This window comes from Streptomyces sp. NPDC048612 (assembly GCF_043199295.1).
Taxonomy (GTDB): Bacteria; Actinomycetota; Actinomycetes; order Streptomycetales; family Streptomycetaceae; genus Streptomyces.
The window spans coordinates 194,229-218,523 of record NZ_JBICVV010000011.1 but is presented as its reverse complement, the minus strand read 5'-3'; the positions used below and the strand labels follow the sequence as shown (position 1 = coordinate 218,523).

Here is a 24,295-nt window from a genome sequence, read left to right as displayed (position 1 = left end):
CCGTGGTGCCCCCCCGCGCCGTGGTGGCGGGGTGCGCCCCCCCGGCGTCCGTTGGGGGCGCGGGGGCGGGGGGGCGGGGGGCCCCCAACCCCCCCCCCCGCCCCGGGGGCGGGACGGTTAACCGGCGGGGTGGTTGAGGCCGTCACCGTCGGGCTGGGTGTCGCCTGTGGCGTCCGGTGGCGGGTCGGACATACTCGCGTCGTTGCGATCGTGGACGCCGGACAGCACCTCGACCGCCACAAGGAGTTCACTGCGTCCTTCGAGCCTTCGCTGATTGCTCATGCGTTCGCTCCCTCCGATGCGAGCCACACACAGCGGCCGCCCACCCCTCACGGAGGCAAGAGCAAAAAGCGCCACGCAGGTTGCTGGTGCCCCGTGGTGGGCTCCGTGGCCTCTGTGGGAGTCGGCCAGAGCACGGGGACGGACTGGCTTCCCCACCGGCGCGCCCGTGATCGCGGACGTCCGTGCCTGCTGTGTACCGAACCCCCCTTAACGTGACGAGACGTCAGCAAGCGGGCGTCAGTCGACTACACCGAGTCCTGAACGAAGAGGGCGCGGTAGTACGCGACTTCCGGTTCACGCTTCATCCAGATGTTGCCGATGGGGGGCTCCGTTGTTGCGTTGTCGGACCATCCGGTTGGTTTCCGCTGCGCTCTTCGAGATGCACGACGAATGGATCGCCTTACCGCGCCGCCACCTCCCCGAAGGTGATATGGGTGGTATCTGCCGTAAGCTCTCTTTTGGTTCCTTCGCACTGCCCAACGCACCGCAATGCAGCCGCCAGTTGATCCCCAACAGCACGGCGAGGGACACTACCTGGCGGATGCGTGTTCCCGGCCGAGTGGCACTTGCTTCGGCATCCTCCCGTGCAGGTCATCGAGGCCATTTACCCAAAGATTGCTGGGCAGTTGACCTCAGGGTTTCGTGGTAGCGTCGTTGTTCGGAGGGACAATGCAACCTGAAAGGGAAAACGTGAACACGGAGAAGATCGCCGCTCGCCGCCTCTCGCTGGAAGAGGTGGCGAAGCTCGGCGTGAAAGACAGGCTCTTCGTTTCCGCCGGCACGGCAGAACTCAAGCTTCCCGACTGCTATGTCCCTGCTTTTCTGACCAAGTCCGGTGAGGATTTCGAGGGCGGCTCGGTCACGGCGAGGACCGTATTCCAGGAAGAGGTCTCTTGCCTTCCCGACGACGAGAATGAAGCCGGAATCTACGTGGCCGACGAGAACGGCTCGGTGACCATCGAGGTCCTCCAGTCCGCCGGTGTCGTGCTGGACCTGGCACTTTTCGTCCCTAGTGGGGACAAGGGGGCCCTCACGGCCCTTTACGCTGCAGCCCGGCAAGCCTTCGGCGCCGACGTCGTGCAGATCTGGCGCCAGGGCCTCAAGGAGGTTCCCGACGTGAAGGTCGACATCTTCGAGGAGCAGATTCCCCGGGGGCGCAAGGGGAGCGACAGCCCCAAGCGTGACCGTCGCGCGGTCGACACCTACCCCACCCGTGCCGACTTCATCGAGTTCTCAGCGGGGTGGAAGCCGGTTGTTCAGATTCACAGGCCGGTTGTTGACGACACCCCGACCATCTGAGGTGGCGTTACCTCTCGGTCTCGGCCTGAGAGAACGCCGAGAACGCATGCGCCTGCCCCGGTCGACCTCTGAGCGGGCCCGGGGAGCCATCGGAAGATAACTCACGAACGCCGAAGCGCCGTTCCACTCGATGACTTCGCAGACAGCCCGCCTGACCAAGGTCAAAGCCTGAAGTTATTTCTGCGACAGCCCTCAGGGCTTCGGCGTAGTCGAGTGAGGTCCACTTCGTGCTCAGGCGAGGCCGAGGAGCGTGAGGGGTCGGCGGGCGTCACGCGCATTGCGGCGACGGCCGGAGGCGAGGTTCTTCGCGCCGTTCATTCGCAGGGCGCCGACCGCGAGGTTGCGCCAGGTCGCCATAGCGTGGGGTGCGCTGTCGGTCCGCCACCGCGCACACGGTCAGGTCGAGGACGGCGGCCGGCGCGTGCCGCACTCCTCGCAGCCGGATGCTCTGCTATCCGCCCGAACGCCCAGGTCGGGTAGGGCGCTTCGACGAGGCGCCAGGGCGCTTGGGGGCGTATGCCGCAAGGTGGTCGTGGAGGTCGAGGGTGACTTGACCGCCCCGGGCATGGGCGGGGACCTCGAAGTCCTCCCAGACGGTGGGGGCTGCTGTGGGCACGGCGTCGGCTCCTGGTGCTCGGTGGCTCCGATACCGGGCACTTTCCGCCGAACTCAGGGGTTTGGTGATGCCGTAGATCCGCTGTACGGTCTGCGGCCGCGCACCTGGATACTGATCACCATGCGCACTGACTTCGATCCCGCTGCTATGTCCCGCAACGAGTTCTACAGGCTCCTGACCGCGGTGGTGGTGCCGCGGCCCATCGCCTGGGTCTCGACGATCAGCCCTGATTGTGCTTCTGCGAACCTAGCCCCGCACTCCTTCTTTACGATTGCCAGTGTCGCGCCGCCCGTTGTGCAGTTCACCTCCGTCGGGCGCAAAGACACCTTGCGCAATGTCGAGGCGACCGGACAGTTCGTGGTGAACCTTGCGCCGGAGGGACTCTTCGAGCAGATCAATGACACGGGGACGGACTTCCCGCACGGGGTGAGTGAGTTCGAGGCGGCCGGGGTCGGTTCCGAGCCGAGTCTGCGGGTCAAGCCGCCGCGGGTGGCGGCCTCCCCGGTGGCGTTGGAGTGCGAGGTGCACACCACGCTGGGAATCGGGGACGCCACCGTGGTGTTCGGACGCGTGCTGCATGCGGCGGTGTCGCAGGACGTGCTGGTCGACGGGCACCCCGAGATCTCACGGATGAAGCCGCTGTCACGGCTCGGAAAGGACGAGTGGGGCACGCTCGGCGATGTACGGGAGATCTCCCGCATCCGGCACGCGGACTGGCGGGGACCGGCCGGCGGCCGGTAGGGGAGGGGGAAGAGGGGGGTAGAGGTACTCCGGGGAGAGCAATTGAGGTGGGGAGTCGCTGTGACTTCTTATGCGCCCGGGGGAAGGTTCGCCTCTGATTCCGCGCTCTTCGGTGCTGGTGACGTGACAGTGCCGGTCAGCCGACGGTTATCGCTGCGGATGGCGGCTGCTGCCTGCCGGGGTAGCGTCGGCGGCGTATGCGCCGGGGACCGCGTACGTCGCCGACGACAGGCGGGCGCTGCTGGTGATGACCTGCGAATCTGTACTCGCGTGAGCGCGCCGCCGGCCTGGTCAAGGAACGGCTGGGTGGACTGGACCCCTCATTGCCCCGGATCTTCAGGGGTGATTTCAAAATGGCGGCGCATGAGAATTCTGTGTACGAGGCGATGCTCGGCGACGGCTCAAGCGTCGACAGGTGGGACATGGCCGACGAGCGCAGCGCGCAATGCGCCACTTTCCGTGGATACCGGCCGCTGGTGCCGCACGGTGACTGGGTCGGCTGGATCTTCGCGACCCTGGGGTGCGTACGCGCCGCGCGACGATGAATATGTACTCCGCGCACGGACAGTCTCCGAGCGATTACCTACCGGCTCAGTCGCTGCTCGATTGGTGAGGGTGGGCCGTGAAGCAGGGTGGCGGCGGCCATGGGCTCTGCGCCTGACCGTCCGCACGGGTCAGGAGGGGGTGTGGCGGCGAGCCGCCGAACCGCGGATCTGCAGGCCGTCCAGAAGGTCCTGGGTCGCGGCTGCTACGGCGTCCACGGCCTGGTCGAAGACCTCGCGGTTGTGTGCGGCCGGGGCGCGGAATCCGGAGACCTTGCGGACGTACTGGAGGGCCGCGGCCCGGATGTCCTCGTCGGTGACCTCGGGGGTGGCGGGCGGGCGGAGCGTCTTGATGCTGCGGCACATGAGTCCAGTGTGCCTCGCGCCGCCGCGGTCAGCCGTCGAGTCCGGTCACCCGCATCGTGATGTTGAGGCGGCCGCCGGCCAGACCGGTTGCCGGGTCGCCGGTGCCCGGTCGGACCTTGGGCACGCCGTGGTAGGCGAAGCGGGACGGGCCGCCGAAGACGAAGAGGTCACCGGAGGCCAGCTCGATATCGGTGTACGGCTTGGTCCGCGTCTCGGTGTTGCCGAACCGGAAGACGCAGGTGTCACCGATGCTGAGGGAGACGACCGGCGCGCCGGAGCGCTCTTCCTTGTCCTGGTGCATCCCGAGTTTCGCCTGGTCGTCGTAGAAGTTGATCAGTGCGGTGTCCGGTGTGTAGCCGTCACCCGCGGTGGTGTCCTCGTACGCCTCGACCAGCGCCCGACGGCCCAACTCGACCATCCAGTCGGGGAATTCGGGGACCCGGGCGCCATTCACATCGTCGGCGGTACGGGTGTAGGCGTACGGCTGCCAGTGCCAGCCGATGCACACCGTTTGGACGGACATCACTCCGCCGCGCGGAATCTTGGTGTGCCGGATCGGGGCCGGGCCGCGTGCCCAGCCACGGCATGCGGTGACCAGCTCGCGCTGCTGGGCCACGGTCAGCCAGCCGGGGACGTGGACGGCGCCGGGGGCGATCTCCCGCCGGCCGTTGGTACGGGCATGGCTTCGGCCGGGGCTGGCGGGGGAGCGGCGGACCCCGGAACCGCCGGATTCGCCCGCTCCGCCGGCCCCGGCCGAAGTTCCAGGATTCCCGGGATCTCCAGGCCCTTGCGGCGTTTCACCGTCACCCGGTCGGCCAGATCCTTCTGCGCTCGTCGGCTCCCCGAGAGCTTCGTAGCCCCCGTAGGCCCCGTAGCCCCCGAAGTCCTCGAATCCGGGAAGTGGCGTACTCATCTGCTCCTGCCTCATTGCTGGCTGGCTGCTTACAGCGTGCCACGGGGGTCCCAGTCGGTGCTGTGACGCAGTCGGCGGCTCATCTGGGCCCAGCCGAGGGGCGCGGCGGCCACCACCCAGGCGTCCGGCTCCTCGGCGGTGAAGCGGTGTGCCGCCCGTAGCCAGGACGCGGCGGAATCCGGCCAGTCGACCATGGCGAGGGCGGGTTCCCGCCCGATTCCGCACCAGGCTTCGACGAACGCGGCCGCGGACGCACACGACGCGGCATCCCGGCTGTGCCCGACGACCACCGTGGCGATGGGCGGGCGGGGCGCGGTCAACAGGTCGAGGAGGGCAACGAGTTCCGTCTCGGTGTGTGGGGCGGGGGAGGGGAGATCGTCGTAGGCGGCCACCTCGGAGGGGGAATCAGGGGTGAGGTCATTGGAGGGGGTCCCGGGCGTGGCCGGGTCAGATCAGGGTGGGCTGGAGGGCGCCCTCATGCGTGAGCAGCGCGACCTTGGCATCGACGCCCGCCGCATAGCCGCGCATCGTGCCATCCGTGCCGATCACCCGATGGCACGGGCGCAGGATCAGCAGAGGATTCGCGCCGACCGCTGCCGCCAGAGCCCGTACGTCGCCCCGCGGCACTCCGACGCCGTCGGCGAGCCGGCCGTAGGAGGTCGTGGTGCCGTACGGAATCGCTTCCAGGGCTCGCCAGACCCGCTCCTGGAATGCCGTACCGGCTGTCCGGAACTCCAGCTCGAAGCGGGTGAGCTCGCCGGCGAAGTAGGCACGGAGCTGGCGGACTGCCTCGGCGAAGGGGCCAGGGTCGTGCCGCCAGTGCGCCTCTACGGTGCTGCCCTGCTGCTGCGGCATGGTGAGGGAGACGAGGGCGGTACCGCCGGCGGCGGTGACCGAGTCCTCCCCGACGAGCAGCAGCTCACCGAGGGGGCTGTCATAGGTCGTGTAGCGGGTGGTGACAGTGGTGGTCCCGGGGGAGTTCATGGCGCGTCCTCGCTCGTGTCCGCTGCTTTCACTCCTTGAGTCTGCGGGAGCGGAGGCGCTTCGGCTGGCGGGAATCGGACGTGAAGGTGGGTGCCGGTGCCGGTGCCGGTGCTGGGGCCCTGGGCGGCGCACCGTGTCCCGTCCGGGCCGGGCCCGTGACGCAGGTGGTGGGACAGTGCCCTGACCAGCGTCGTCGACTGGATGCAACGGTGCTGCTCAGGGCAGGGGGACGTTCATCCGTGGGTCTGCCCACCGTCAGACTCGGGAGGGGAGGGCCGCTCGGGGCTCACTCCCCGCCCCTCCGTGCTCAGGAGCGGTAGTGCTCGACGACCTTCGTCGCCACGCCGCCCTTGATGGTGACCTGGACCTCGACGGACCCCATCTTGGCCGCCTTCTCCAGCTGCTCCTCGGTGCACGGGGAGGTGCCGTTGCCCTTGCTGTCCATGGTGACATTGCCGTTCGATGCGCAGATGGTGGCGGCACCCAGAGTCTTGGTCTGCGACCCGATGAAGAAGGCCTGCTCCGTACCGGAGGCCGGAGCCACGGTCAGCTTGCCGGGCGCCATGTACTTGAGGACGCCGCTCACGGTGGCGTTCACCCCCTTGCCCTTGGGCGCCGGTTCGGACCCGCCCGCCGAACCGGCGCCCGATCCGGAACCGCCCGTGCCGCCGCCCGCCCCTCCGCTGTTCCCGCCGGTCTTTCCGGCCGGAGACTTCTGCTGGCCCTCTGCCGCACCGTCCTTGGACGGCCGGTCGCCAGCGCTGCCGTTGGACGCCGCGCCGGCCGACGATTCCTCCGGCTGAGGGCTCGTCGAGACCTTGGTGCTCCCCTCTGGGGTGTTCTGGCCGTCGCCGCCGCAGGCGGTCAAGGCGAGCGAGGCGACGGCCACCAGCGAAGCAGCGGCGATCAGACGCCCACGACGACGGAACGTCGAGCCGGCGGAAGCGGCGGCCATGGACGTGGAGCCGTTGGCGTCGACATCGGCCTCGGTGTGCTGGTTCCAGGACATGCATCCCCCTTGGGTAAAGGCTGCCGCTCAACATCTCTGCGGCGGAGCGGCGTTGCTGCGTCGGTGATGACGCGGGTGCGGCCTTGGGCGTCGCTCGACAGCCTTGGGTCAGGTCTCGCACCGCTGCGGTGCGCGATGCATGTAGAGCTTGATCGCGCACGCTGGCGAACGGTTAACACGCCACTAACGCGGCCGTGAGAGCCGCTATTTCGCTCGTAACAGCGGCAGGGAGAGGGGCGGGCGGGAACCAAGGCGGGAGCCGGCGCCGTACCGTGAGCTGCCCGCTGGCAGAGAAGTGAGGTTGACGTCGTCCAGGCGTGAGGCCGAAGTGGACCCACTGCCCTTGACCCCTGTGGGGTCTACGCCGCCTCGACGACCTCCGTTACCTCCGAGCGCACCGCCAAGGTCCATATCTCCAGCAGCACCGCATACTCCGCCATGTCCTGAGCCGACCACGCAAGACCGCGCCGGGCGCGCACAAAACGCCGGATCGATTCGTTCGCCTCGGAAGCAGGGACGGTCATACCAGTATGGGCAGAAGGAGTCGGGGACATATGAGCAATGCTAGGGGCAGACACTGACAACGCGTTCCCGCGACAACTGGCCCACGGCGCACAGCTGCTGCTCTGGCTGACACTCCGACGCACACTCAACTTCCTGACCAGCAAAGACGATCGGCCCTTACCGGCACCCCTGCTGGCGGCATGTGTCCATTCCCACACGCTCCGCGGTCGCCCGTATTCGCTTGGCGATCACGGCCGAGCCCGCACCCAGGACAAGCCCCCGCCGACACCACTGCGCTCAATGGAGGAAGAAGCAGAACGGATGCCCGGCCGGATCAAGAAGTACCCGGACATCGTCCTGCGGCTGGAATGTGGCGCGCCTTGCTCCCACCGCGACCGCATGGGCCTCGGCCTCGTCAAGGTCATCGACCCGGAGATCGAGATGGAGCATCTTCTGCTGCTCCTCGGGTCGCTCCGGCCAGACGGGGGCCTGATATCCGGGCTCGGACTGGAACGAGAGGCCGGTGCCGCCGTCCGGGCAGGCGAGCAGCACCCAGTCCGGCTCGCTGGCTTTCACCTCCCAGCCGAGCAACTGCCGGTAGAAGTCCGACAGCGCATGAGCATCCAGGCAGTCCAAGACCACCGTCGCAAGCGAAATCCGAGGCCGCCCAGCCATCGTCCGTCCCACTGCTGACACCTCTCCCGTCACACCTGCCCCTCTCGATCGAGTGACGTCTCAGCTCCCGGTTGGCGCCGGTGCGCTCGGGGTCTCCCACGGCAGAACCTCAGGGGATACCCCTGGAGCAACAGCCCTCCCTGCATCGACCTCAGACAGCGGAACCTCCAGGGGCGCCGCTCCTTGGTCCCACCGTCGTGTTCCGCCGACCCGCGTTGTCAGTGGTGCCCCGTACCGTGGTTTCGGTAACTATCCGAGCTGCTGGCGCTTCTCGGACCCGCTCCGCTCCCGTGACAGCGCACGGGAGCGGAGCACTCATCCGAGCGGCAGAGTCAGGTGGCTCCGGCGCAGCCTCTCGGTGGTGTGCCGGGAGCGGACTGTCCCGCGGCGGGCCGAAGAGGAGCGTGGCTGGTTCGTCGACGGCGACTCCCGTAGCCCCCTGCCACTCTGCGGCGTCATTCCTCACCGCAGAGTAGGTGGTGGCAGAGGCGGTGGAGGTGGCGGTGGTGGCAGCGAGGTCTGCGCGAGTAGGCCGGCGGTGGCCGACCCTCAGTCGCAGGTGCCTGCCGAAGGGGCGAGGGTGACGGGGGTATGAATGCGCTGCCGGTTGAGGGGCGCCGCCAGCAGCCGATCTCTGTCGTCCTGGCTCTCGCCGTGGCGCAGCGGCCAGGCGCGGGGCTTTCCCCGGCATCCTCCTCAGGCGCTGCGGGCGGGAGTGGGCGACGATGGAAATGGCGGGGTGTAGCGGCGCGCTGAGAGAGGCGCGGGGAGAGCCGTCGGAGGTACCTGCCCAGTTTCATCGGGAGGCCCTGATGGATTACCCGGAATGCTATGAGCTGGTATTTCAAGCTCCCGCAGTGGAGGACGACGTGGTGATCGTCCATCGCACCGAGCGGGCGGGGGCAGGCGGGTATCCGGTCTACGAGGACGAGTCGGGGATCGTACGCGCAGAGATCAGTGACCGGGGCGAGGTCCGCATGCAGGCCAGCGGGGGGCACCAGATGCTCCGCACGCCGATGCTCGCGCGTCCCCTCACCCCGTGAGCTGCAGGAGCAGCCCATCCCTTGGGTAGTCGTGCGCATGCGTGCGCACGTTCTGTAGAGCGCCCCTTGCGCTGTGTGGGGCCCGCGACATTCGAGCGCCTCGCCGCGCTGCTGTGAACCTCCCCCCCCGGTAAGCCACCCATCACCTTCTGCGTTTCACTGACTGCGTCAGGTGATCGGCGCGTGGCGCGATATCCGGGGGAGGCGAGCATTGTGATCTCCGGCCGCATTCCGTGGCCGGGTGAAATTCAGAGGCCGCGCAGATGGCCGCGCTTTCGAGGTGATCGGTGGGTGTCGGGCTTCGGTGCCTGTGTGGAATCCGCGGTGCTCTCTTCGTCGATCTCGCCGATCTCGCTGGTCGGGCCAGCTTCGTCGCCTCGGTCGACCTCAGCCTGGCTTGTCTCCCGCTCGCCCTCCTCGCCGCCGCTGGTCTCGGCGGAGTGGGGCTGAGGGGCAGGGTCGGGCTGCGGTGTGGTGCCGGCGGTATGGCTTTCGAGTACCGCCATGGCGCGTTCGAGCGTCTCGCCGGTGACCTGCATCCGGATTCTGGCCAGTCGTTCTAACTCGGTACGCGACACCACGTCAGGGTACCTGCCGTCAGTTCAAACCTCGGCCCCCCACAAATACCTGTCGAGTGCGTGAAGTTGACGCCCGCCATGCCCTCAACCCGTTGCTTGCGGTGGATCACTGCACTGGTATGGACATGCGCAAGGCAGCGCCATAATCTAACGCTGGTCTAGACCGCAGCATTCCCGCGATGCTGGCCGTGGCCGTGGCCGTGGCCGTGGCCGTGGCCGTAGCCGTAGTTGCCATTGCCGTCGTGTCGCGCTCGTTGGCGGTCTCGTGTCACCTGCCCCACTGACCCACCCGCGCTCCAATGTCCCGCTTCCCGCCCGCCAGTTGATCCGTCTTGGTGATCGGCGGCAACTGCCGCTCCCGGTTGAGTGATCCCCCCCCACACGTGTGGCCCCCTCCTGTCCGGAGGGTGGCCGGCGAGAAGGAGTCACCGTAATGAGGTCACGTATGGCCGCGCTGCTGAGTGCCACGACCGTCGCCGTGGGCGTAGCCCTCGTCGTGCCGACGATGCCTGCGGTTGCCGCGACGGGGTGTGGTTCCCACTGTGCCGCGGCTTCGCCCGGTGCCGACGCCCGGGCCGAGGGGTTCGTCGTCAGCGAGGCGCAGTTCAATCAGATGTTCCCGAACCGGAACGCGTTCTACACCTACAGTGGGCTGACCGCGGCTCTCGGCGCCTATCCGGAGTTCGCGAACACCGGGAGCGACGCCGTGAAGCGTCAGGAGGCCGCGGCCTTCCTCGCGAACGTCAGCCATGAGACCGGTGGCCTCGTCCACGTGGTCGAGCAGAACACCGAGAACTATCCCCACTACTGCGACGCCACCCAGCCGTATGGATGCCCCGCCGGCCAGGCTGCCTACTACGGTCGCGGGCCGATACAGCTCAGCTGGAACTTCAACTACAAGGCGGCGGGCGACGCGCTCGGCATCGATCTGCTGAACAACCCCTCCTTGGTGGAGCAGGACGCCGCCGTCGCGTGGAAGACCGCCCTCTGGTACTGGAACACCCAGACCGGGCCCGGCACCATGACCCCGCACCAGGCGATGGTCAGCGGCGCCGGCTTCGGCGAAACCATCCGCAGTATCAACGGGGCCCTCGAATGCAACGGCGGCAACCCCGGCCAGGTGCAGAGCCGGATCAACAGCTACCAGGGCTTCGTGCAGATCCTGGGGACCACGCCCGGCGACAATCTGAGCTGCTGACGCGGAGGTGAGGCAGGGCCGCAGCGGCTCCACCGGCCGCCCGTTCATCCTCCCAAGGCGGTCACCAGTCGAGCGAGGGCCGGCATGGCTGCGGTGAGCGTGTCGCGGTCGCCGGGGGGAAGCCTGTCCATGGCCTGCTCCAGCGTCTCCCGGCTGGCCCGGTCGTAGCGCTCGAGGAGTTCCAGCGCGCCCGGGGTCACGGACAGGGCCACCGCCCTGAGGTCCGTCGTGGACGAGTGACGTTCCACGAGGCCTGCCGCGGTCATCGTCCGCACCAGATTGCTGACCGTCGAGGGGGAGATGCGAAGCCTCTCGGCTACCGCCCGGGTGCCCAGCGGGCCGTCGGCGGACAGTGCCCGCAGCAGCTCGATCTGGGCGTCGGGCAGGTCGGGGAGGCTCTCGGCGGCGCGAGTTGAGCGCAGTGCGGCCCGGCGTAGGGGGCCAAGGAGGCGGCTGAGGTCGGCGGCGGTGTCCACGGCTCCATTGTGACAGCAGGATGATTTTGCTTCAAAATAGTTTTGTTGCAAAGTGTAGTGCCGGACAGTGCGAGACGCCGTACACCAGCAAGGAGAGCCAGGCCATGACGACCGTCGCGAACCCCGTCCCTGCGCAGGACCTCTCGGGCCTCACCGGGAAGCACTTCCTCTACACCTATGCCAACGGCTGGCAGTACGAGATGTATGTGAAGAACTCCCGGACGATCGACTACCGCATCCACACCGGCATGGTCGGCGGCCGTTGGGTGAAAGACCAGGCAGTTGACCTCGTCCGTCTCGACTCGGACGTCTACAAGATCTCCTGGACCGAGCCCACCGGCACCTCGGTCAGTGTCAACGTGCTGCCTGCCAAGCGCCTGCTCCACGGCGTGATCTTCTTCCCGCATTGGGTGCACCGGCACCCCGAGCGCAGCGTCTGTTACCAGAACGACCACCTGGAGCAGATGGCCAAGTACCGTGAGCAGGGCCCGGCTTACCCGATCTGCGTCGTCCCCGAGTTCGCGAAGATCACCTTCTTCGAGGACTGCGGCGAGAACAACGAAGACGTCATCGCCGTGGACCCGGCCGACCTCCCCGAGGGCTATGCCGACCGCGTCAACTGACCCGGTGCTCCCGACTACCTCACACAGCACACACCTCACGTACTGACACGGCCATGAGTCGGTCGCCTACTGGTCGGTTGTGGCCCTCTCAAAGGGCGAAGTGAGGATCGACTCGGAATGTGTCCACAGGAGCGCGCCACCGATCCCCGATACGACACGGTGATGAGCGCCGGGCATACGGGTAGCGAGCAGCGCTCCGTTATCGGGCGAGTGGCTGGTGTCCCGTTCGCCGTACCAGATCTCGACCGGGACGGTGATCTCTTCGAGGGCGAACGGCCACCGCCCCATGGACAGGACCGTGTCGCGGGCGTAGCCGGCAGCACCTTGGAGAAAACCCTCGTCCAGAGCTCTGCGGTAAACAGCCGCGAAATCAGGCTGCTGATACACGGCGAGGTCGCGCCGGAGACGACGGCCAATGCCGAGGCCACACCTTCCTCAGCGCAGGCGAGAGCGAAGGGCGCCCCCTGTGAGTTCCCGACCACAGCCGGATGTCCCAGCCCTCGCAGCACGCAGAGCTGCCGCATATCAGCAGCGAAGTTGGAGAAGATCTGGCCAGGAGCAGGTGTTGAGGCGCCGAGTCCCGGGCGGTCCACAGAGACGAGACGTACTCCAACTGCCTCGCGGTCCTAGCTGCCCCAGCGCACCGGCAGGTGTTCCGTTCCCCGGATGAGCATCCCGGTGCGCCAGATGAGGTCGTCGACGTCGGTGTCCAGGGCGAGGTCGGGGCAGCGTTCCAAGAGGGACCGGAGAGCGATGCGGGCCTCCAGTCGGGCCAGCGGGGCGCCGAGGCAGAAGTGGATGCCGTGACCGAAGGCGGCGTGTCCGCGGGCGTCGCGGGTGATGTCGAAGTCGTCGGCGGCGGCGAAGTGTTCGTGGTCGCGGGAGGCGGAGGCAAGCGCGATGACGACGGTCTCGCCGGCCGGGATCAGCGTGTCGCCGATCTCGACCGGCTCGGCGGTGAAGCGCCAGGTGGCCGTCTCCACCGGGCCGTCGTAGCGCAGCATCTCCTCCACGGCGTTGTCGAGGAGGGAGAAGTCGGCCCGCAGGGCCGCCAGTTGGGCCGGATGCTGCAGCAGGGCTCGTACCCCGTTGGCCAGGAGGCTGACGGTCGTCTCATGGCCGGCGACGAGCAGCAGGAAGGCCGTACCGATCAGCTCGTCGCGGGAGAGCTGGTCGCCGTCCTCGTCGCTGGTGCGGATCAGGGCGCTGAGCAGGCCGTCGCCAGGGGCCTTGCGCTTGGATTCGATGAGGTCGACGAGATAGCCGGACATCGCCACGACCGCCTGTTGGGCCGCTTCCTCACCGGTCGGTGCGACGATCTCGTTCGACCAGGCACGGAAGGCTTCCCGGTCCACGGTGGGGACGCCGAGCAGTTCGCAGATGACGGTCATGGGCAGCGGGAACGCGAGTGCCTCGACCAGGTCCGCACGGCCCTCGGGGGCGGCGAGCATCGCGTCCAGCAGCTCGTCGGTGATCTGCTGCACCCGCGGCCGGAGTGCCTCGACGCGGCGGGACGTGAATTCCTTGGCCACCAGCTTCCGCAGCCGGGTGTGGTGGGGCGGGTCCGCGTCCAGCATGCTCGTCCACAGGGCCGACTCCTCGCCCGCGTCGTTCTGGAGCCCGGTCTTGCGCCAGTCCTTGTTGAGGCGCGCATCGCTGAGCGCGGCCCTGGCCGCACGGTGCCCTACGACCAGCCACCCTTCCTGGCCGTAGGGGAGACGCACCCGGTGTACGGGCCCCTGGGCGCGCAGCTTGGCGTAGTACGGATACGGATCTGTGGTGAAGTCCTTGCCGTAGGCCTCCAGATCGACAATCTCCGTCATGCGTGCCCGCCCCTCTTGATGATCCCCGATGATGCACGACTTCCGGCACCGTTCAGACCGTATGCGGCGAACCCCGGCAGCAACATCGGCCCCACGGAGGAGTCCCAGCGGTCCCAGCCCACCCGCTGTACTGCCTTCGTTGTAGTGCGCCGACTGTCCATCTTCTGCCGTCCGGTCGCGGTCCCGTGAAGGTGGAACGGCAGGGTGCACGGTGGCGATGGGGGCCGTCGGAGTCGAGGGCCGGCGCACCAGGCCCATCAGCCGTCAGCAGCGGGCGTGGGCGGTGATGTCCGCGCTGAATTCGTCGACCATGGCGGGGGTGACCGTCGGCCGGCACCGGGTGAGGGCGGCGAGGTAGTCGTCGGTGCTCGCGCCGAGCCGTCCGTGGGTGCCCGCGCCGCCGCCGATCGCCTCCAGGTCACGCTCGAAGGACGTCTGGGCGGCCACCCGGGCGGCGTGCTCGATATCGGCCGGGGTGAACAGCTCGCTGGCGGCCACCAGCGCCGCCACATCCACCTCGGCCCGGCCGTCCGTGTACCGGGACCAGATCGCCGACCGGGCCGCCCAGTCCGGCGTACCGATGGGGATCAGGTAGTCGAACCGGCCGGGCCGCAGGAAGGCCGGATCGAGCGAGCGGATCGAGTTGGTCGCGCACACCAGCAGCCGTTCGTCCCGCTCCCGGAACCCGGGTATCAGCTTGAGCAGTTCATTCGTCACCCCGTGCAGCCCGCCCGGCTGCGCCGGTTCATGGCGGACCGGAGCGATCTCCTCGACCTCGTCGATGAAGACGAGGACCCGCTCCAGCTCTGCGATCCGGGCGAACGCGCTGCGCAGCGCCGCCGCAAGATTGCCCTCGTCGGCCAGCCGGGAGATTGAGCAGCTCGACGAACGGCCAGCCGAGCCCGGCCGCGATGCCCCTGGCGAAGGTGGTCTTCCCGGTGCCTGGCGGGCCGAACAGGGCGATGGACCGCGGCGGCCGCACCTCGTGCCGGGCGGCTCGCTCCGCCTCCGCCAGCGGCAGCACGACCCGCCGCTCGATGAGGTCCTTCTCCGCCGCCATACCGGCGACCTTGGCCCACAGATCAGCGGGCAGGAACCGCCCTCCGAGGTTCTCCAGGAGGCCGGCCGCGGGCCCGTCGTGCGGCTCGACCTTCTCGAAGTAGGCCACCGCCGGCTGCCGCGTATAGCCCGCGTTCAGCAGCCCCTCCCCGAGGAGATGCTCCTCAGGAAGGACTCCTGCCCGAGCTCGGCCGTGGAGTCGATCAGGTGGACCACTTCGGCGAGACCGTCCTCGCGGTAGTCGTGGATGAGCCAGTTCACCGGTACCGCCCCTCGCTGGTGATGGTGGTGATGGTGGTGATGTGGTGGCAGTGAGGCTAGGGGCAGCGGGGGGCCGAGCCTGCTCCATCATGAACAATCCGGGGGCGCGGACCGCTACGGTCCGTACGTAGCCAGAGGGACCGCTGCCCGCCGCCCGTCGCGAGGTGCTCCGAGCGGCCGCTGCACCCCTCTGACCGGCAGGAATCCGCTGGCTGGCATGGCGCGCACGATGGCATGCTGTCCGGCGTGAACGGACCCGAGATCCCCTTCAGCTTCGACCCCGCTCTGCACCTCTTCGTGGGTTCAGCGCACAGCACCGCCGGTACACCCGTGGCGACCGATGGTTCGTCGACACTCGGCCATGTCGTCGAGTCGCTCGGCGTCCCGCTCACCGAGGTCGGCCGGCTGGTCGTGGACGGCACCGAGGTTCCGGTCTCCCATGTCCCGCAGGCCGGCGAGAGCGTCGAGGTGCAAGCCGTCGAACGTCCGCAGCGGCTGCCCGGCGCGCCGCTGAGGTTCCTGCTCGACGTTCACCTCGGCACCCTCGCGCGCAGGCTGCGGCTGCTCGGCGTGGACGCGGCTTACACGAACGAGGACCCGGGCGACGCGGCGCTGGCCGCGCTCTCGGCGAAGGAGCAGCGGGTACTGCTCTCCCGGGACCGCGGCCTGCTGCGACGGCGGGAGATCTGGGCGGGCGCGTTCGTCTACAGCGACCGTCCCGATGACCAACTCCGTGACGTCCTGGGGCGCTTCGCCCCCACGCTCGCGCCCTGGACGCGCTGCACCGCGTGCAACGGCCGGCTCATGGACGCCGACAAGAACTCCGTCCGTGAGCACCTGGAACACGGCACGCAGCGTACGTACGACGTCTTCGCGCAATGCACGGCATGCGGCCGCGTCTACTGGCGAGGTGCGCACCACGCTCGCCTGGAGGCAATCGTCGAAAAGGCGCTCCGGGAGAGCACCACCTGAGGGCGGGTCCGGCCGCCCGCGATGTTTCACATGAAACATCGCGGGCGGCCTCTCGGCCGGCCCCGGTGGGCGTACGCATTCCTCAATCCGGGTGAGGGATGCTTCGCCATTGGTGTGCACGGGGCCGGTCATTCCGTACGTGCGGGAGACGCCCGGAACGGGGGGAGGGGTGTCAATGGGTAGCGCGGGGGACGTCCATGGCAGTGAGGTCGCCGCGTCGGGCAGACGGCGCCGGCGCCGTCGGAGCCGCTGTCGGCGAGGCGGCCTGGCAGGGCCGGGGGGCTCGTCCGAGGCGCCGCCGTGCCGGGGTGGGCGCTGTTCCTCTGCGGTGGGGTCCGCATCCGTACGAGGCCGCCGCGTAGGGGTCGGTGACCAGGGCAGCAGCACAGCCCAACTCCTTCTGGAGTCAAGGCGATACCGACCTCGGTGTCCGGCTCAGGGCGATCGCTTCCGCCGATCACGGGGAGGGGGGCGGGGTGCTGCGCCCCAAAGCCGCTTCCGGCCGGTGTCGTCCGACGAGAATCGGCCCGTCAGTCCGACGCGAAGAGCCCGGCTTCAATGGGCCGTTCAGAAATTCACGGTCGACCTTCCGCGCATGGCCAGAACGTCAAGAGGCTCATCACCACGGTCACTTCGCCGATTTCGAGCAGTTTCGTGGCCCGGCGCGACCGGCGACGGGAGGGGAATTCTGTCCAATTCCCTTCGACTGTCCATGAATTGCGAGCCAGCGGCAGCCGCCCAGCCGAGCCGAATACGGGTCGTCGTCCGCGCGATGGCCCGGGGCGGCGACGTCCGCCCGGCACCCTCGCCGTAGAGCTGTTCGACCCGTCAGGGGCCTTCGGCGTGTCGCAGTCAGGGGCCGTCGACGTGCCCCGGAAGGGCCTCGCTCGCCGGGCTCGTGCGCTGGGAATTGGCCGCCGTGGAGGGCCGCAGGAGCGCCTCTAGCCCACTCGTTACGCGACACGCCGACGACGCGCGCCGTCCAATGGGTGAATCCGCCGCCTTCCGCCACCCAAAGAGCCCACGGCGTACCTCGAATGCGACGTTCTCCGGTGGTGCGCGGTCGCAATCCGGCTGACGGTGATCACGTCGCCACTGCGATCCGATGAGCCGACAAAGAGTCAGCCTTCGCAGTCGCGCCGAAAGGAACATGTCCCCATGCGCACTGCTCGCACCCTGTTCGCCTCAGCCGCCATTACGGCGGTGCTTGCAATCTCTGCTCCCGCTGCGAACGCCATGATCACGGAGGACATTGCGTCGGACAGCGCTTCCTCCAGCAACCACCAGCAGGCCACGAACGGCGACCGCGACCGTGACCGTGACCGCGGTCGGGACCGCGACCGCGACCGTGACCGCCGGCGTGACCACTGCCGTGACGGCCGTGACGGCCGTGACGGCCGCGACGGGCGTGGCGGCCGCGATGGCCGCGATGGCCGCGACGGCCGGGGCAACGGCCGCGACGGTGGCCGTGACGGAGGCCGCGACGGTGGCCGTGACGGAGGCCGCGACGGCGGGCGTGACTACGGCCGCGACGGCCGGGACCACGGCCGCGGCGGCTACGGACGTGACCACTGCCGTGACAACCGCAGGCCGAGCGGTGGCGTGCACACCGGTGGCGGCGCCATGGCCAAGACCGTGCTCGGTGACTGGGACCAGGGCGGCGGCTACGGCGACGACCACGACAAGCACGGGCGCGGCGACCGTGACCACGGCCGCGGCGGCTACGGCGACCGCGACCACGGCCGCGACCACGGCCGGGGTGGCTACGGCGACCACGACCGTGACGGTGGCTACGGGCGCGGCGACCACCGCAAGCCGCACGGCGGCATCCACACTGGTGGTGGCGGCCTGGCGACCGGCGGCGGGATGGCTGCCGGCTCCGTCCTGATGCTCGGTGGCCTCGGCGCCGGTGCGTACATGCTGCGTCGTCGCAACGCCTCGGGCAGCGCGGCTGCCTGATAAGGCACCCGCACGGAGACCGAAGCGCTGTCGCGGCCACCGTTCCACGTGGACGGTGGCCGCGGCGATTGCGCTACCGATGTCCCCCTCATGCCCCCGCGTCGATGATGAAAGGCACCCTGAGATGACCGCCCCGCAGTCGCCCCAGCCGAATCCGAATCCCTCCCGGACCGCTCCCGCGTCCCGCCCCGTTGGCCGCGGTCTGCTGTGGTCTGCGGGAGCGTTTCTGCTCGGCTCACTCCTCGTCTACAACTCCGTGGACACCTCGGCGGACCCCAAGCCGTCGTCCCACTCCGCCGTGGCCGAGTCCGCCGCTCCGCGCGGCGCCGCCTCGACGACGGCCCCTGACCTGGCCCTGCCCCGTTCCGCACCGAAGCGGCTGTCGATTCCGCAGATCGCCGTAGACGCGCCCTTCACCCCCCTGACCATCAGCCCGACCGGGCAGCTCAACGCGCCGCCCGCGGGGGACAAGAACCTCGTCGGCTGGTACAAGGACGGCGCGGCGCCGGGCGAGCGCGGATCGGCGATCATCGCCGGTCACGTGGACACCAAGACCGGGCCGGCGGTGTTCCTGCAACTCGAGTCGCTCAAGCCGGGCAACACGATCAACATCACCCGGGAAGACGGCATCGTCGCCACCTTCAAGGTCGACTCCGTCGAGACCTTCAACAAGGCGAGGTTCCCCAACGAAAGGGTCTACGCCGACGCCTCCACCGCACAGCTCCGCGTGATCACCTGCGGTGGTGCCTATGACCGGAAGGTCAAGGACTACGTCGACAACGTGGTGGTGTTCGCCCACCTCGCCTCGTTCCGGAACGCCTGAGCGGCAATCTCTGCGCACCGCGGAGACCGCCCCGGCATCCCCGGCACAAGCCCAGGCCGTCGCTCCGTCGTCGGCCTGGGCTTGGTCACTGCGCACCGTAAACGGCTGGTTGACGTCCGAGCTCCCCGCTCACCCGGGTGGCGCAGCCGCGCGGACCTATGTCCGCACGCGCGCGTCCCAGCGCCACGTGGTGCGCCGGGGGCGGTCCGGCAGTTCGGTGCGCCCGGTGGCCCACAGCAGGGTGCGCCACGGGTCGGCGGAGTCCGGGACGTCCGGGAACAGTCGTGCGAGTACCCCGGCGCACACGTCGGCGGGCGGGTTCCAGTCGAGTCCGAGACCCTCCGCCAGGTCATGGGTGTGCACGAGGGTCTCCACCGCCCCCATCGCGGCGAAGCCCCCGGGGTCCGACACCCCGAACACATGGTGCGCGCGTACCTTGGGCGGCGTCGTCCGCACCATCGCCACCAGCAGCGCGCCGCTCGCCTCCAGCACCTGCAGCAGTCCGGCGGGCCCCGCCGCGCGGTCGGCATGCACGGCGTTCGCGGGACCGCCGTCCCTCCGGCTCTCCCATACGAAGGGCACATTGCCCCCCAACGGCGGCCTTCTGGGGCCGAGTTGGACGGCGTAGGCGAAGAGGTCATCGCTGAGGTGCTCGACAGTCTCCCAGCAGTCCCACTCCAGCGAGCCTGCCCTGCCGTCCCATGCCGCCGCCGGCGCCTGGCGCAGCACGGACACGGCGAGCTGCACCACACGGTCCAGATCGTCCGCGGTGACGGCGGGCGGCGGGACCGGAATCGCGGCTTCGGTGGACCGGGACATCGTGGGGGACGTCGATCGGGATGTTGACCAGGACATGGTGGGACCGTATCGCGGAGGAGCGGGAGACCGGCGGCGCCGGGGTGTGCGGGTGGGTCGGCACCGGTATCTGACGGTCTATCGTGGGCCCATGTCCGCCCCAGAACTGATCCGTATCGTCTCCCGCGACTCGCCCATGGCCCTGGCCCAGGTGGAGCGGGTCCGCGCCGAACTCGGCGCGCTGCACCCCGGCATCGCCACCGAGGTCGTCCCGGTCAAGACCACCGGCGACCGCTGGATGGGCGCCCTCTCCCAGGTCGAGGGGAAGGGGGCGTTCACCAAGGAGGTCGACGCGGCCCTCCTGGCCGGTGAGGCGGACCTCGCGGTGCACTGCGTCAAGGACATCCCCGGCGACCGTCCGCTGCCGGCCGGCACCACCTTCGCCGCCTTCCTGGAACGCGATGACGTGCGGGACGCGCTGATCCACCCCGGCGGACTCGGTCTCGACGCACTCCCCGCGGGCACCCGGATCGGCACCTCGTCGGTCCGCCGGATCGCACAGCTCGCCGCCTCCCACCCGCATCTGCAGTGTGTGCCGATGCGCGGCAACGCCAACCGCCGGATGGAGAAGCTCGCAGCGGGCGAGGCGGACGCGTTGCTGCTGGCCGTCTCCGGCCTCGAACGCATCGGCCGCACGGACGTGATCACCCAGATCCTGTCCGTGGACGAGATGTGCCCACCGATCGGCGCGGGCGTCCTGGCCCTCCAGTGCCGCGAGGACGACCACGACACCATCGACGCCGTCAGTGGCCTGGGGCACCCCCGGACGTTCCAGGAGACGACCGCCGAACGCATGCTGCTGCACGTCCTGCAGGGCCACTGCAACAGCCCGATCGCCGGCTACGCCAAGACCGACCGCCGCGGCGAACTGTCCCTGCGGGCCTGCGTCTTCACCCCCGACGGCAAGACCGTCCTCAACGCGCACGAATGGGCCGGCCCGCTCACCCCGGAGACCCTCGGCACCTCGGTGGCCGTCGCACTGCTGCGCCAGGGGGCGCGCGAACTCATCGACAGCATCGCGCACTGAGACCGCGTACCCGGAGGGTGGCGGTCTGGCCGGATAGCGGGGACCCCGCCCTCGGGGCCGGGGCGGGCCCCGCAACCCGCCGGCTCAGTCCCCGGCCGGGGCGGATTCCCTCTCCCACGGCACAACGACAACCTGCACCTCGTCCTCGTAGACGATGCGTCCGGGGGCCGTGGACTCGACGCGTTCACAGGCCACTTCATGGGCGGCCAGGATCTCCAGGTAGCCGTCCACCCGCTCGATCAGATGCACCGCGGAGGCCTTGAACCACGCCACCGCTCCCGGGTTCAGACTGTGGTCATAGACACTGGGGTCCACGTCCGTGGGGTTGGGGTAATTCGCGTCGTACCAATCGTTACCGGCACGCCAGAACCGGAACTGCTCATCGGTCAGTTTCCCCTTCCTCGCCAGGCCGTTGGCGAGAGCGAAAACACCCGGGAAATGGCCCCGCTGGCTGCGCGTAAGCGCCTGAAACCGCACATATGACGTCCCACTCATGAATCATCGCCTCCTGCTGATGCTCCGTCCCATATCCCGGTCGCGGTGGCGCTCCGGCTACACGACCGGTGGCCGGCCGGCGCGTGTCAGCCGCAGAACGGTGCGCCACCGCAAGGGAGTTCGTGTTCCCCAGCCTCCCATCAGCCCCTCCCGGAGGCCGCCGAACCACGTGTGGAGCGCCTTGGGGGAGTGGATGCGGACGAGACTGAGCAGCACCCAGGTGGCGAGGTATACGGGGATGAGCGGCAGCGGGAGGAGCCTCATGGCGAGCCAGACCCGATTCCGGGCAACCAGGCGGTAGTAGCGGCTGTGGCGAGCGGGGTCGGTCGCCGGTTCGGCCATCCGTAAGGCGCCGCTCACGCCGTAAACCCTTTACCGATGCCCGGAATTCACCTGCTGGTCGGCTCACCCTAGCGGCCGGTTGGGCGGCTCTTGGTGGAATCGGCCGCGGCGTCGGGTACGAACAGGCTCAACCGCTAGGTGGCCGGCTCGGCCAGGCGCCCGCAGAGCGTGTCGACGCGGGTCATGGACCAGTCGATCTGCTCGGGCTCGGGGCGCCACCAGCGGTCTCAGGCTCTGGGATGATCTTTTGCGTGCTCGCCGCGCACATGACACGATGTCCAGCGCCGCACGGGGGAGCGGCACATGTGTGGGGACAACCTCCCTTTGCGCATCACGATTTCCACCGTGGTGCTCCCTTCTTCCCAGGGCGGCCAGAACCTACCAAGCCGCAGTACACGGAATCACAAGGGAACGGGACCAGACATGACGACCTCCACACGCACCTCCAGCCCCACACCGATCTACGAAGAGCTCGTCGAGGAGCACGGAGACATTCTCGCCGAGGCCCGCGAGGCCGCCGAGCGTTCGCAGCTGACGGCGTCCAAGGCGCTGGACTGGAGCGATCTGCGCCGCCGCGACTGAGGGCAGGCGCGGGAGCCGGCGACAGCGGAAGCAGTCGCAGGGGCACCCGCTGGGTCAGTCGCTTCCGGGGAAGGTTTCCACCAGTCGTGGCGGGGCCGCCTGCTTCCAGGAGTCGACGAGGATGTCACGCAGTTCGGTGAGGTCCTCGAGTGCGGCCAGTCGTACGCGCACCCAATGGGAGCTTGCCTCGTGCGGAGGCACCCAGAACTTCTCCGGCTCCGCGGCGATCAGCTCCTTGCGCTCGTGAATGGGGCAGCGCACGGCGAATGACGTCTCATCGTCGGGGACCGTGATGAACATTTTCCCGGCGACCCGGAACGTGGGCATCTCCCAGGCTTCCTTCTCCACTGTCTCGGGCAGCGAGAGGGCGATACGTCGGACGTCAGCTGAATCGATCACGGTCATCACTTTAGACGCGCGGCCGACCGTACGAACAGGTATTCCCGGGCTTCCCGCGCACGCGGACATTGCCGGCGACGCCTGTGGCCCGTGCCCACGCCTCCCTTCTCAGGAGGCGGAGTGCGTTCCCTTGTCCCGGATCAGATTCTCGACGTGATCGAAGCGCTCGTGCAGTGTGTGCAGCTCTGAACGGAGTGCCTCCGCGTCCTCGCGTGCATGGTTCCCCACGGCTTTGCCCAGGCGGACCATGTCCTGTTCCGCGCGGCCGACGAACCAGGTGGCGAGAGCCGCCGTGATGACCCCGAATGCCGTAATCGCGCTGAGCATCAACAGCGAAGCGATGATGCGGCCCCACAGCGTGACGGGGTAGAAATCTCCGTATCCCACGGTGGTCGCCGTCTCGATCGCCCACCACAAAGCCTTCGGATACGACGTGATATTCGCGTGCGGTGCACCGGATTCGGCGACCACGACCAGTGCGGCGCCCGCAAGAAGTACCGAGGTCATGACCACGGTGACCCAGAGCGCCGCTTGTGCGTGCAGCCGGCGCCACGCCTCGTTTCGGAAGAGGCGATTCAGTACGGACAAGAGAAACGACGGCACCAACGGGCGTCACCTTCCACTGTGGCCTGGCGGGCAACCGGCCTTCCGCCTTCGCCGACATTAACAGGAGCCGGTGCCGTGCCCGGATATGTCGGTGGGCGAGCGGCTGAGCGTGGTGATGGCCCCGTGTTCACCTTTCCGTTCCGCTGTTTCCGTGGACGCTATGCGGCCCGCAGTGCAGGCCTGCCTGTCAGGCCGCAACACTGCACGATCAGCGCGGTGCGTTTCCCTGATGTGGTGTGGCGGGCGGATCGCCATGGACGGCGTGCAGATAGAGGGCGAGGGTGTCGACCGTGAAGTACGAGCTGTAGGAGACGTCCGGGAAATCGCCGCCCGTGTGGTAACCACCGATGACACCGATCAGGGCGTATCCGGTGAGGCCGCGCACCAGGAACGGCCCGCCGGAAGTGCCGCCGATATAGCCCGCGCAGGAGATTTCCAGAAAGTCGCCGGGAGCGGCCGGATCGGTGCTGGTGTAGCGGTGGGTGGCGGAGGTGCAGTCGAGGGGTTTGGGATGGCTGCTGTCCTTGTTGCCGGGGTAGCCGATGAGCCGTACCTTCCGGTGGTCATAGCCCGGGTACGGCAGCAGGTCGAAGCCGCCGGTCACCTCCTCCACCTCGGCCCCGTCCTCCCGTGCCCCGAGCCGCACGACGGCGAAGTCCCAGCGGGCTCCCGCGCTCGTGCCGAGGTCGTAGTACCGCTGGTCGAGGTAGATCCGCTCGACGGGGTAGATCCCGTGCGGCTTGAGCCCGTCGTGGTACTGCGGCACGAACGACAGCTGCCGCTTCGGATCGGGGGAGCGCAGACAGTGGGCGGCGCTGACCACCAGGTTCCGGTGCGGACTGCGGACGACCGTGCCGCCGCAGAACCGGCCGGTGTTGCTGCCGTCCGTCCAGAAGAACGTCCCCACCTGGGGCAGGCCGTCGAAAGGGTGACTCGGTGGGGTGGGGGCCGTCGCCGGGCGCGCGGCCGGCGTGCCCTTTCCCGGGGCGGCCGCACGTGCTGCCCGCATCCGTTGTGGGGTCCAGTACGTGTCGGCCGACGCGGCCAGCCCTGGCTTGTGGCTCTGCTGATGCCGCTGCCCGTGCCACTGCCCGGGGCCGTTCGGGGGCGATGCGGCGTGCGCCGGCGGTGGCGGGGCGAGCGCGAACGGCGATCCGAGCAGCAGGGTGGTGAGCAGCAGGGCGAAGCGGCGGCGTACGGCAATCGGTCTGCTCATGAGGCAGGTCCTTCCGAGGGCCGGCGT

The 24,295-nt window shown here is 68.9% G+C and carries 33 protein-coding genes; 11 read left to right on the top strand and 22 right to left on the bottom strand.

Annotation, left to right across the window (positions count from 1 at the left end):
* Nucleotides 1-117: 117 nt before the first annotated feature.
* Entirely contained in the window at nucleotides 118-282 is a 165-nt protein-coding gene (locus tag ACGFN2_RS19390) for a hypothetical protein (protein WP_167538004.1), read from the bottom strand.
* Between the two features lie 690 nt (nucleotides 283-972).
* On the opposite strand from ACGFN2_RS19390, the gene ACGFN2_RS19385 reads away from it, so the two are divergent.
* From ACGFN2_RS19385 to ACGFN2_RS19375, 3 genes are all read left to right on the top strand, one after another.
* Nucleotides 973-1,581, top strand: coding sequence for a hypothetical protein (locus tag ACGFN2_RS19385; protein ID WP_393361961.1), 609 nt, complete (start codon nucleotides 973-975; stop codon nucleotides 1,579-1,581).
* A gap of 736 nt (nucleotides 1,582-2,317) precedes the next feature.
* On the top strand, nucleotides 2,318-2,938 hold the full coding sequence (locus ACGFN2_RS19380) for a flavin reductase family protein (RefSeq protein WP_362613609.1): 621 nt from the start codon (nucleotides 2,318-2,320) through the stop codon (nucleotides 2,936-2,938).
* A 374-nt stretch (nucleotides 2,939-3,312) separates the two neighbouring features.
* On the top strand, nucleotides 3,313-3,483 hold the full coding sequence (locus ACGFN2_RS19375; protein ID WP_362613607.1) for a hypothetical protein: 171 nt from the start codon (nucleotides 3,313-3,315) through the stop codon (nucleotides 3,481-3,483).
* A 129-nt stretch (nucleotides 3,484-3,612) separates the two neighbouring features.
* Here the strand turns inward: ACGFN2_RS19375 and ACGFN2_RS19370 are convergent, their stop codons facing one another.
* The 7 genes from ACGFN2_RS19370 to ACGFN2_RS19340 all read right to left on the bottom strand — a co-directional run bounded on the left by ACGFN2_RS19370 (nucleotide 3,613) and on the right by ACGFN2_RS19340 (nucleotide 7,931).
* Nucleotides 3,613-3,846 carry a DUF2277 domain-containing protein gene (locus ACGFN2_RS19370; protein ID WP_362613605.1) on the bottom strand — a complete coding sequence of 78 codons (234 nt, stop codon included), beginning with the start codon at nucleotides 3,844-3,846 and terminating at the stop codon, nucleotides 3,613-3,615.
* A 28-nt stretch (nucleotides 3,847-3,874) separates the two neighbouring features.
* Nucleotides 3,875-4,501 (bottom strand): alpha-ketoglutarate-dependent dioxygenase AlkB, encoded by a 627-nt coding sequence (locus tag ACGFN2_RS19365; protein WP_362613616.1) that lies wholly within the window; start codon nucleotides 4,499-4,501, stop codon nucleotides 3,875-3,877.
* A 287-nt stretch (nucleotides 4,502-4,788) separates the two neighbouring features.
* Nucleotides 4,789-5,151, bottom strand: a complete 363-nt coding sequence (locus ACGFN2_RS19360; RefSeq protein WP_393361956.1) for a hypothetical protein — start codon at nucleotides 5,149-5,151, stop codon at nucleotides 4,789-4,791.
* Nucleotides 5,152-5,206: 55 nt separating this feature from the next.
* A complete protein-coding gene (locus tag ACGFN2_RS19355; RefSeq protein ID WP_393361953.1) occupies nucleotides 5,207-5,743 on the bottom strand; it encodes a methylated-DNA--[protein]-cysteine S-methyltransferase in 537 nt (178 codons plus the stop codon).
* A 307-nt stretch (nucleotides 5,744-6,050) separates the two neighbouring features.
* Nucleotides 6,051-6,752 (bottom strand): hypothetical protein, encoded by a 702-nt coding sequence (locus ACGFN2_RS19350; protein ID WP_393361950.1) that lies wholly within the window; start codon nucleotides 6,750-6,752, stop codon nucleotides 6,051-6,053.
* 359 nt (nucleotides 6,753-7,111) lie between these two features.
* Nucleotides 7,112-7,276 carry a hypothetical protein gene (locus tag ACGFN2_RS19345; RefSeq protein WP_362613597.1) on the bottom strand — a complete coding sequence of 55 codons (165 nt, stop codon included), beginning with the start codon at nucleotides 7,274-7,276 and terminating at the stop codon, nucleotides 7,112-7,114.
* A 277-nt stretch (nucleotides 7,277-7,553) separates the two neighbouring features.
* Nucleotides 7,554-7,931: a VOC family protein gene (locus ACGFN2_RS19340; RefSeq protein ID WP_362613614.1), complete on the bottom strand. Its 378-nt coding sequence runs from the start codon at nucleotides 7,929-7,931 to the stop codon at nucleotides 7,554-7,556.
* Nucleotides 7,932-8,743: 812 nt separating this feature from the next.
* On the opposite strand from ACGFN2_RS19340, the gene ACGFN2_RS19335 reads away from it, so the two are divergent.
* On the top strand, nucleotides 8,744-8,974 hold the full coding sequence (locus ACGFN2_RS19335) for a DUF6296 family protein (RefSeq protein ID WP_362613595.1): 231 nt from the start codon (nucleotides 8,744-8,746) through the stop codon (nucleotides 8,972-8,974).
* A 248-nt stretch (nucleotides 8,975-9,222) separates the two neighbouring features.
* Here the strand turns inward: ACGFN2_RS19335 and ACGFN2_RS19330 are convergent, their stop codons facing one another.
* Nucleotides 9,223-9,552: a hypothetical protein gene (locus ACGFN2_RS19330; RefSeq protein ID WP_393361947.1), complete on the bottom strand. Its 330-nt coding sequence runs from the start codon at nucleotides 9,550-9,552 to the stop codon at nucleotides 9,223-9,225.
* Between the two features lie 433 nt (nucleotides 9,553-9,985).
* Between ACGFN2_RS19330 and ACGFN2_RS19325 the strand changes: the two genes are divergently transcribed.
* A complete protein-coding gene (locus ACGFN2_RS19325) occupies nucleotides 9,986-10,750 on the top strand; it encodes a chitinase (protein ID WP_393361944.1) in 765 nt (254 codons plus the stop codon).
* A gap of 44 nt (nucleotides 10,751-10,794) precedes the next feature.
* On the opposite strand, the gene ACGFN2_RS19320 is transcribed toward ACGFN2_RS19325, so the two are convergent.
* Nucleotides 10,795-11,226, bottom strand: coding sequence for a MarR family winged helix-turn-helix transcriptional regulator (locus ACGFN2_RS19320; protein ID WP_393361941.1), 432 nt, complete (start codon nucleotides 11,224-11,226; stop codon nucleotides 10,795-10,797).
* Nucleotides 11,227-11,330: 104 nt separating this feature from the next.
* Between ACGFN2_RS19320 and ACGFN2_RS19315 the strand changes: the two genes are divergently transcribed.
* Nucleotides 11,331-11,849, top strand: a complete 519-nt coding sequence (locus ACGFN2_RS19315) for a phenolic acid decarboxylase (RefSeq protein WP_393361938.1) — start codon at nucleotides 11,331-11,333, stop codon at nucleotides 11,847-11,849.
* Nucleotides 11,850-11,884: 35 nt separating this feature from the next.
* On the opposite strand, the gene ACGFN2_RS19310 is transcribed toward ACGFN2_RS19315, so the two are convergent.
* From ACGFN2_RS19310 to ACGFN2_RS19290, 5 genes are all read right to left on the bottom strand, one after another.
* Nucleotides 11,885-12,442, bottom strand: a complete 558-nt coding sequence (locus ACGFN2_RS19310) for an alpha/beta fold hydrolase (protein ID WP_393361935.1) — start codon at nucleotides 12,440-12,442, stop codon at nucleotides 11,885-11,887.
* 33 nt (nucleotides 12,443-12,475) lie between these two features.
* Nucleotides 12,476-13,672 (bottom strand): cytochrome P450, encoded by a 1,197-nt coding sequence (locus ACGFN2_RS19305; RefSeq protein ID WP_393361932.1) that lies wholly within the window; start codon nucleotides 13,670-13,672, stop codon nucleotides 12,476-12,478.
* Nucleotides 13,673-13,936: 264 nt separating this feature from the next.
* Entirely contained in the window at nucleotides 13,937-14,476 is a 540-nt protein-coding gene (locus ACGFN2_RS19300; RefSeq protein ID WP_393362034.1) for an AAA family ATPase, read from the bottom strand.
* Nucleotides 14,418-14,840 (bottom strand): AAA family ATPase, encoded by a 423-nt coding sequence (locus ACGFN2_RS19295; protein WP_393361929.1) that lies wholly within the window; start codon nucleotides 14,838-14,840, stop codon nucleotides 14,418-14,420. The genes ACGFN2_RS19300 and ACGFN2_RS19295 overlap by 59 nt, the downstream gene beginning before the upstream one ends.
* Nucleotides 14,841-14,866: 26 nt before the next feature.
* The gene (locus ACGFN2_RS19290) at nucleotides 14,867-14,992 is read right to left on the bottom strand and encodes a hypothetical protein (protein WP_362613574.1); all 126 of its coding nucleotides are present in this window, start codon (nucleotides 14,990-14,992) and stop codon (nucleotides 14,867-14,869) included.
* Between the two features lie 246 nt (nucleotides 14,993-15,238).
* Here ACGFN2_RS19290 and ACGFN2_RS19285 point away from each other — a divergent pair, with 246 nt between their 5' ends.
* Nucleotides 15,239-15,964, top strand: a complete 726-nt coding sequence (locus ACGFN2_RS19285) for a Mut7-C RNAse domain-containing protein (RefSeq protein ID WP_393361925.1) — start codon at nucleotides 15,239-15,241, stop codon at nucleotides 15,962-15,964.
* Nucleotides 15,965-17,149: 1,185 nt separating this feature from the next.
* On the opposite strand, the gene ACGFN2_RS19280 is transcribed toward ACGFN2_RS19285, so the two are convergent.
* The gene (locus ACGFN2_RS19280) at nucleotides 17,150-17,536 is read right to left on the bottom strand and encodes a hypothetical protein (RefSeq protein WP_393361922.1); all 387 of its coding nucleotides are present in this window, start codon (nucleotides 17,534-17,536) and stop codon (nucleotides 17,150-17,152) included.
* Between the two features lie 51 nt (nucleotides 17,537-17,587).
* Between ACGFN2_RS19280 and ACGFN2_RS19275 the strand changes: the two genes are divergently transcribed.
* Together ACGFN2_RS19275 and ACGFN2_RS19270 are read left to right on the top strand one after the other, a co-directional pair.
* A complete protein-coding gene (locus ACGFN2_RS19275; protein ID WP_393361919.1) occupies nucleotides 17,588-17,923 on the top strand; it encodes a hypothetical protein in 336 nt (111 codons plus the stop codon).
* Nucleotides 17,924-18,047: 124 nt separating this feature from the next.
* Entirely contained in the window at nucleotides 18,048-18,746 is a 699-nt protein-coding gene (locus ACGFN2_RS19270) for a class F sortase (protein ID WP_393361916.1), read from the top strand.
* Between the two features lie 156 nt (nucleotides 18,747-18,902).
* Here ACGFN2_RS19270 and ACGFN2_RS19265 read toward each other — a convergent pair whose 3' ends face one another.
* Nucleotides 18,903-19,565, bottom strand: coding sequence for a maleylpyruvate isomerase N-terminal domain-containing protein (locus tag ACGFN2_RS19265; RefSeq protein ID WP_393362032.1), 663 nt, complete (start codon nucleotides 19,563-19,565; stop codon nucleotides 18,903-18,905).
* A 127-nt stretch (nucleotides 19,566-19,692) separates the two neighbouring features.
* Between ACGFN2_RS19265 and hemC the strand changes: the two genes are divergently transcribed.
* Nucleotides 19,693-20,628 (top strand): hydroxymethylbilane synthase, encoded by a 936-nt coding sequence (hemC, locus tag ACGFN2_RS19260; RefSeq protein WP_362614079.1) that lies wholly within the window; start codon nucleotides 19,693-19,695, stop codon nucleotides 20,626-20,628.
* Nucleotides 20,629-20,712: 84 nt separating this feature from the next.
* Here the strand turns inward: hemC and ACGFN2_RS19255 are convergent, their stop codons facing one another.
* Both ACGFN2_RS19255 and ACGFN2_RS19250 read right to left on the bottom strand, forming a co-directional pair.
* Nucleotides 20,713-21,123, bottom strand: a complete 411-nt coding sequence (locus ACGFN2_RS19255; protein ID WP_393361913.1) for a hypothetical protein — start codon at nucleotides 21,121-21,123, stop codon at nucleotides 20,713-20,715.
* A gap of 57 nt (nucleotides 21,124-21,180) precedes the next feature.
* Nucleotides 21,181-21,483: a hypothetical protein gene (locus tag ACGFN2_RS19250; RefSeq protein WP_393361910.1), complete on the bottom strand. Its 303-nt coding sequence runs from the start codon at nucleotides 21,481-21,483 to the stop codon at nucleotides 21,181-21,183.
* Nucleotides 21,484-21,888: 405 nt separating this feature from the next.
* On the opposite strand from ACGFN2_RS19250, the gene ACGFN2_RS19245 reads away from it, so the two are divergent.
* Nucleotides 21,889-22,047, top strand: a complete 159-nt coding sequence (locus tag ACGFN2_RS19245; RefSeq protein WP_362614085.1) for a hypothetical protein — start codon at nucleotides 21,889-21,891, stop codon at nucleotides 22,045-22,047.
* A 54-nt stretch (nucleotides 22,048-22,101) separates the two neighbouring features.
* Here ACGFN2_RS19245 and ACGFN2_RS19240 read toward each other — a convergent pair whose 3' ends face one another.
* The 3 genes from ACGFN2_RS19240 to ACGFN2_RS19230 all read right to left on the bottom strand — a co-directional run bounded on the left by ACGFN2_RS19240 (nucleotide 22,102) and on the right by ACGFN2_RS19230 (nucleotide 24,268).
* Nucleotides 22,102-22,446: an MmcQ/YjbR family DNA-binding protein gene (locus ACGFN2_RS19240; protein ID WP_362614086.1), complete on the bottom strand. Its 345-nt coding sequence runs from the start codon at nucleotides 22,444-22,446 to the stop codon at nucleotides 22,102-22,104.
* Between the two features lie 108 nt (nucleotides 22,447-22,554).
* Nucleotides 22,555-23,052: a potassium channel family protein gene (locus tag ACGFN2_RS19235; protein WP_393361907.1), complete on the bottom strand. Its 498-nt coding sequence runs from the start codon at nucleotides 23,050-23,052 to the stop codon at nucleotides 22,555-22,557.
* Between the two features lie 208 nt (nucleotides 23,053-23,260).
* Nucleotides 23,261-24,268, bottom strand: a complete 1,008-nt coding sequence (locus ACGFN2_RS19230) for a trypsin-like serine peptidase (protein ID WP_393361904.1) — start codon at nucleotides 24,266-24,268, stop codon at nucleotides 23,261-23,263.
* Between the last annotated feature and the right edge of the window lie 27 nt (nucleotides 24,269-24,295).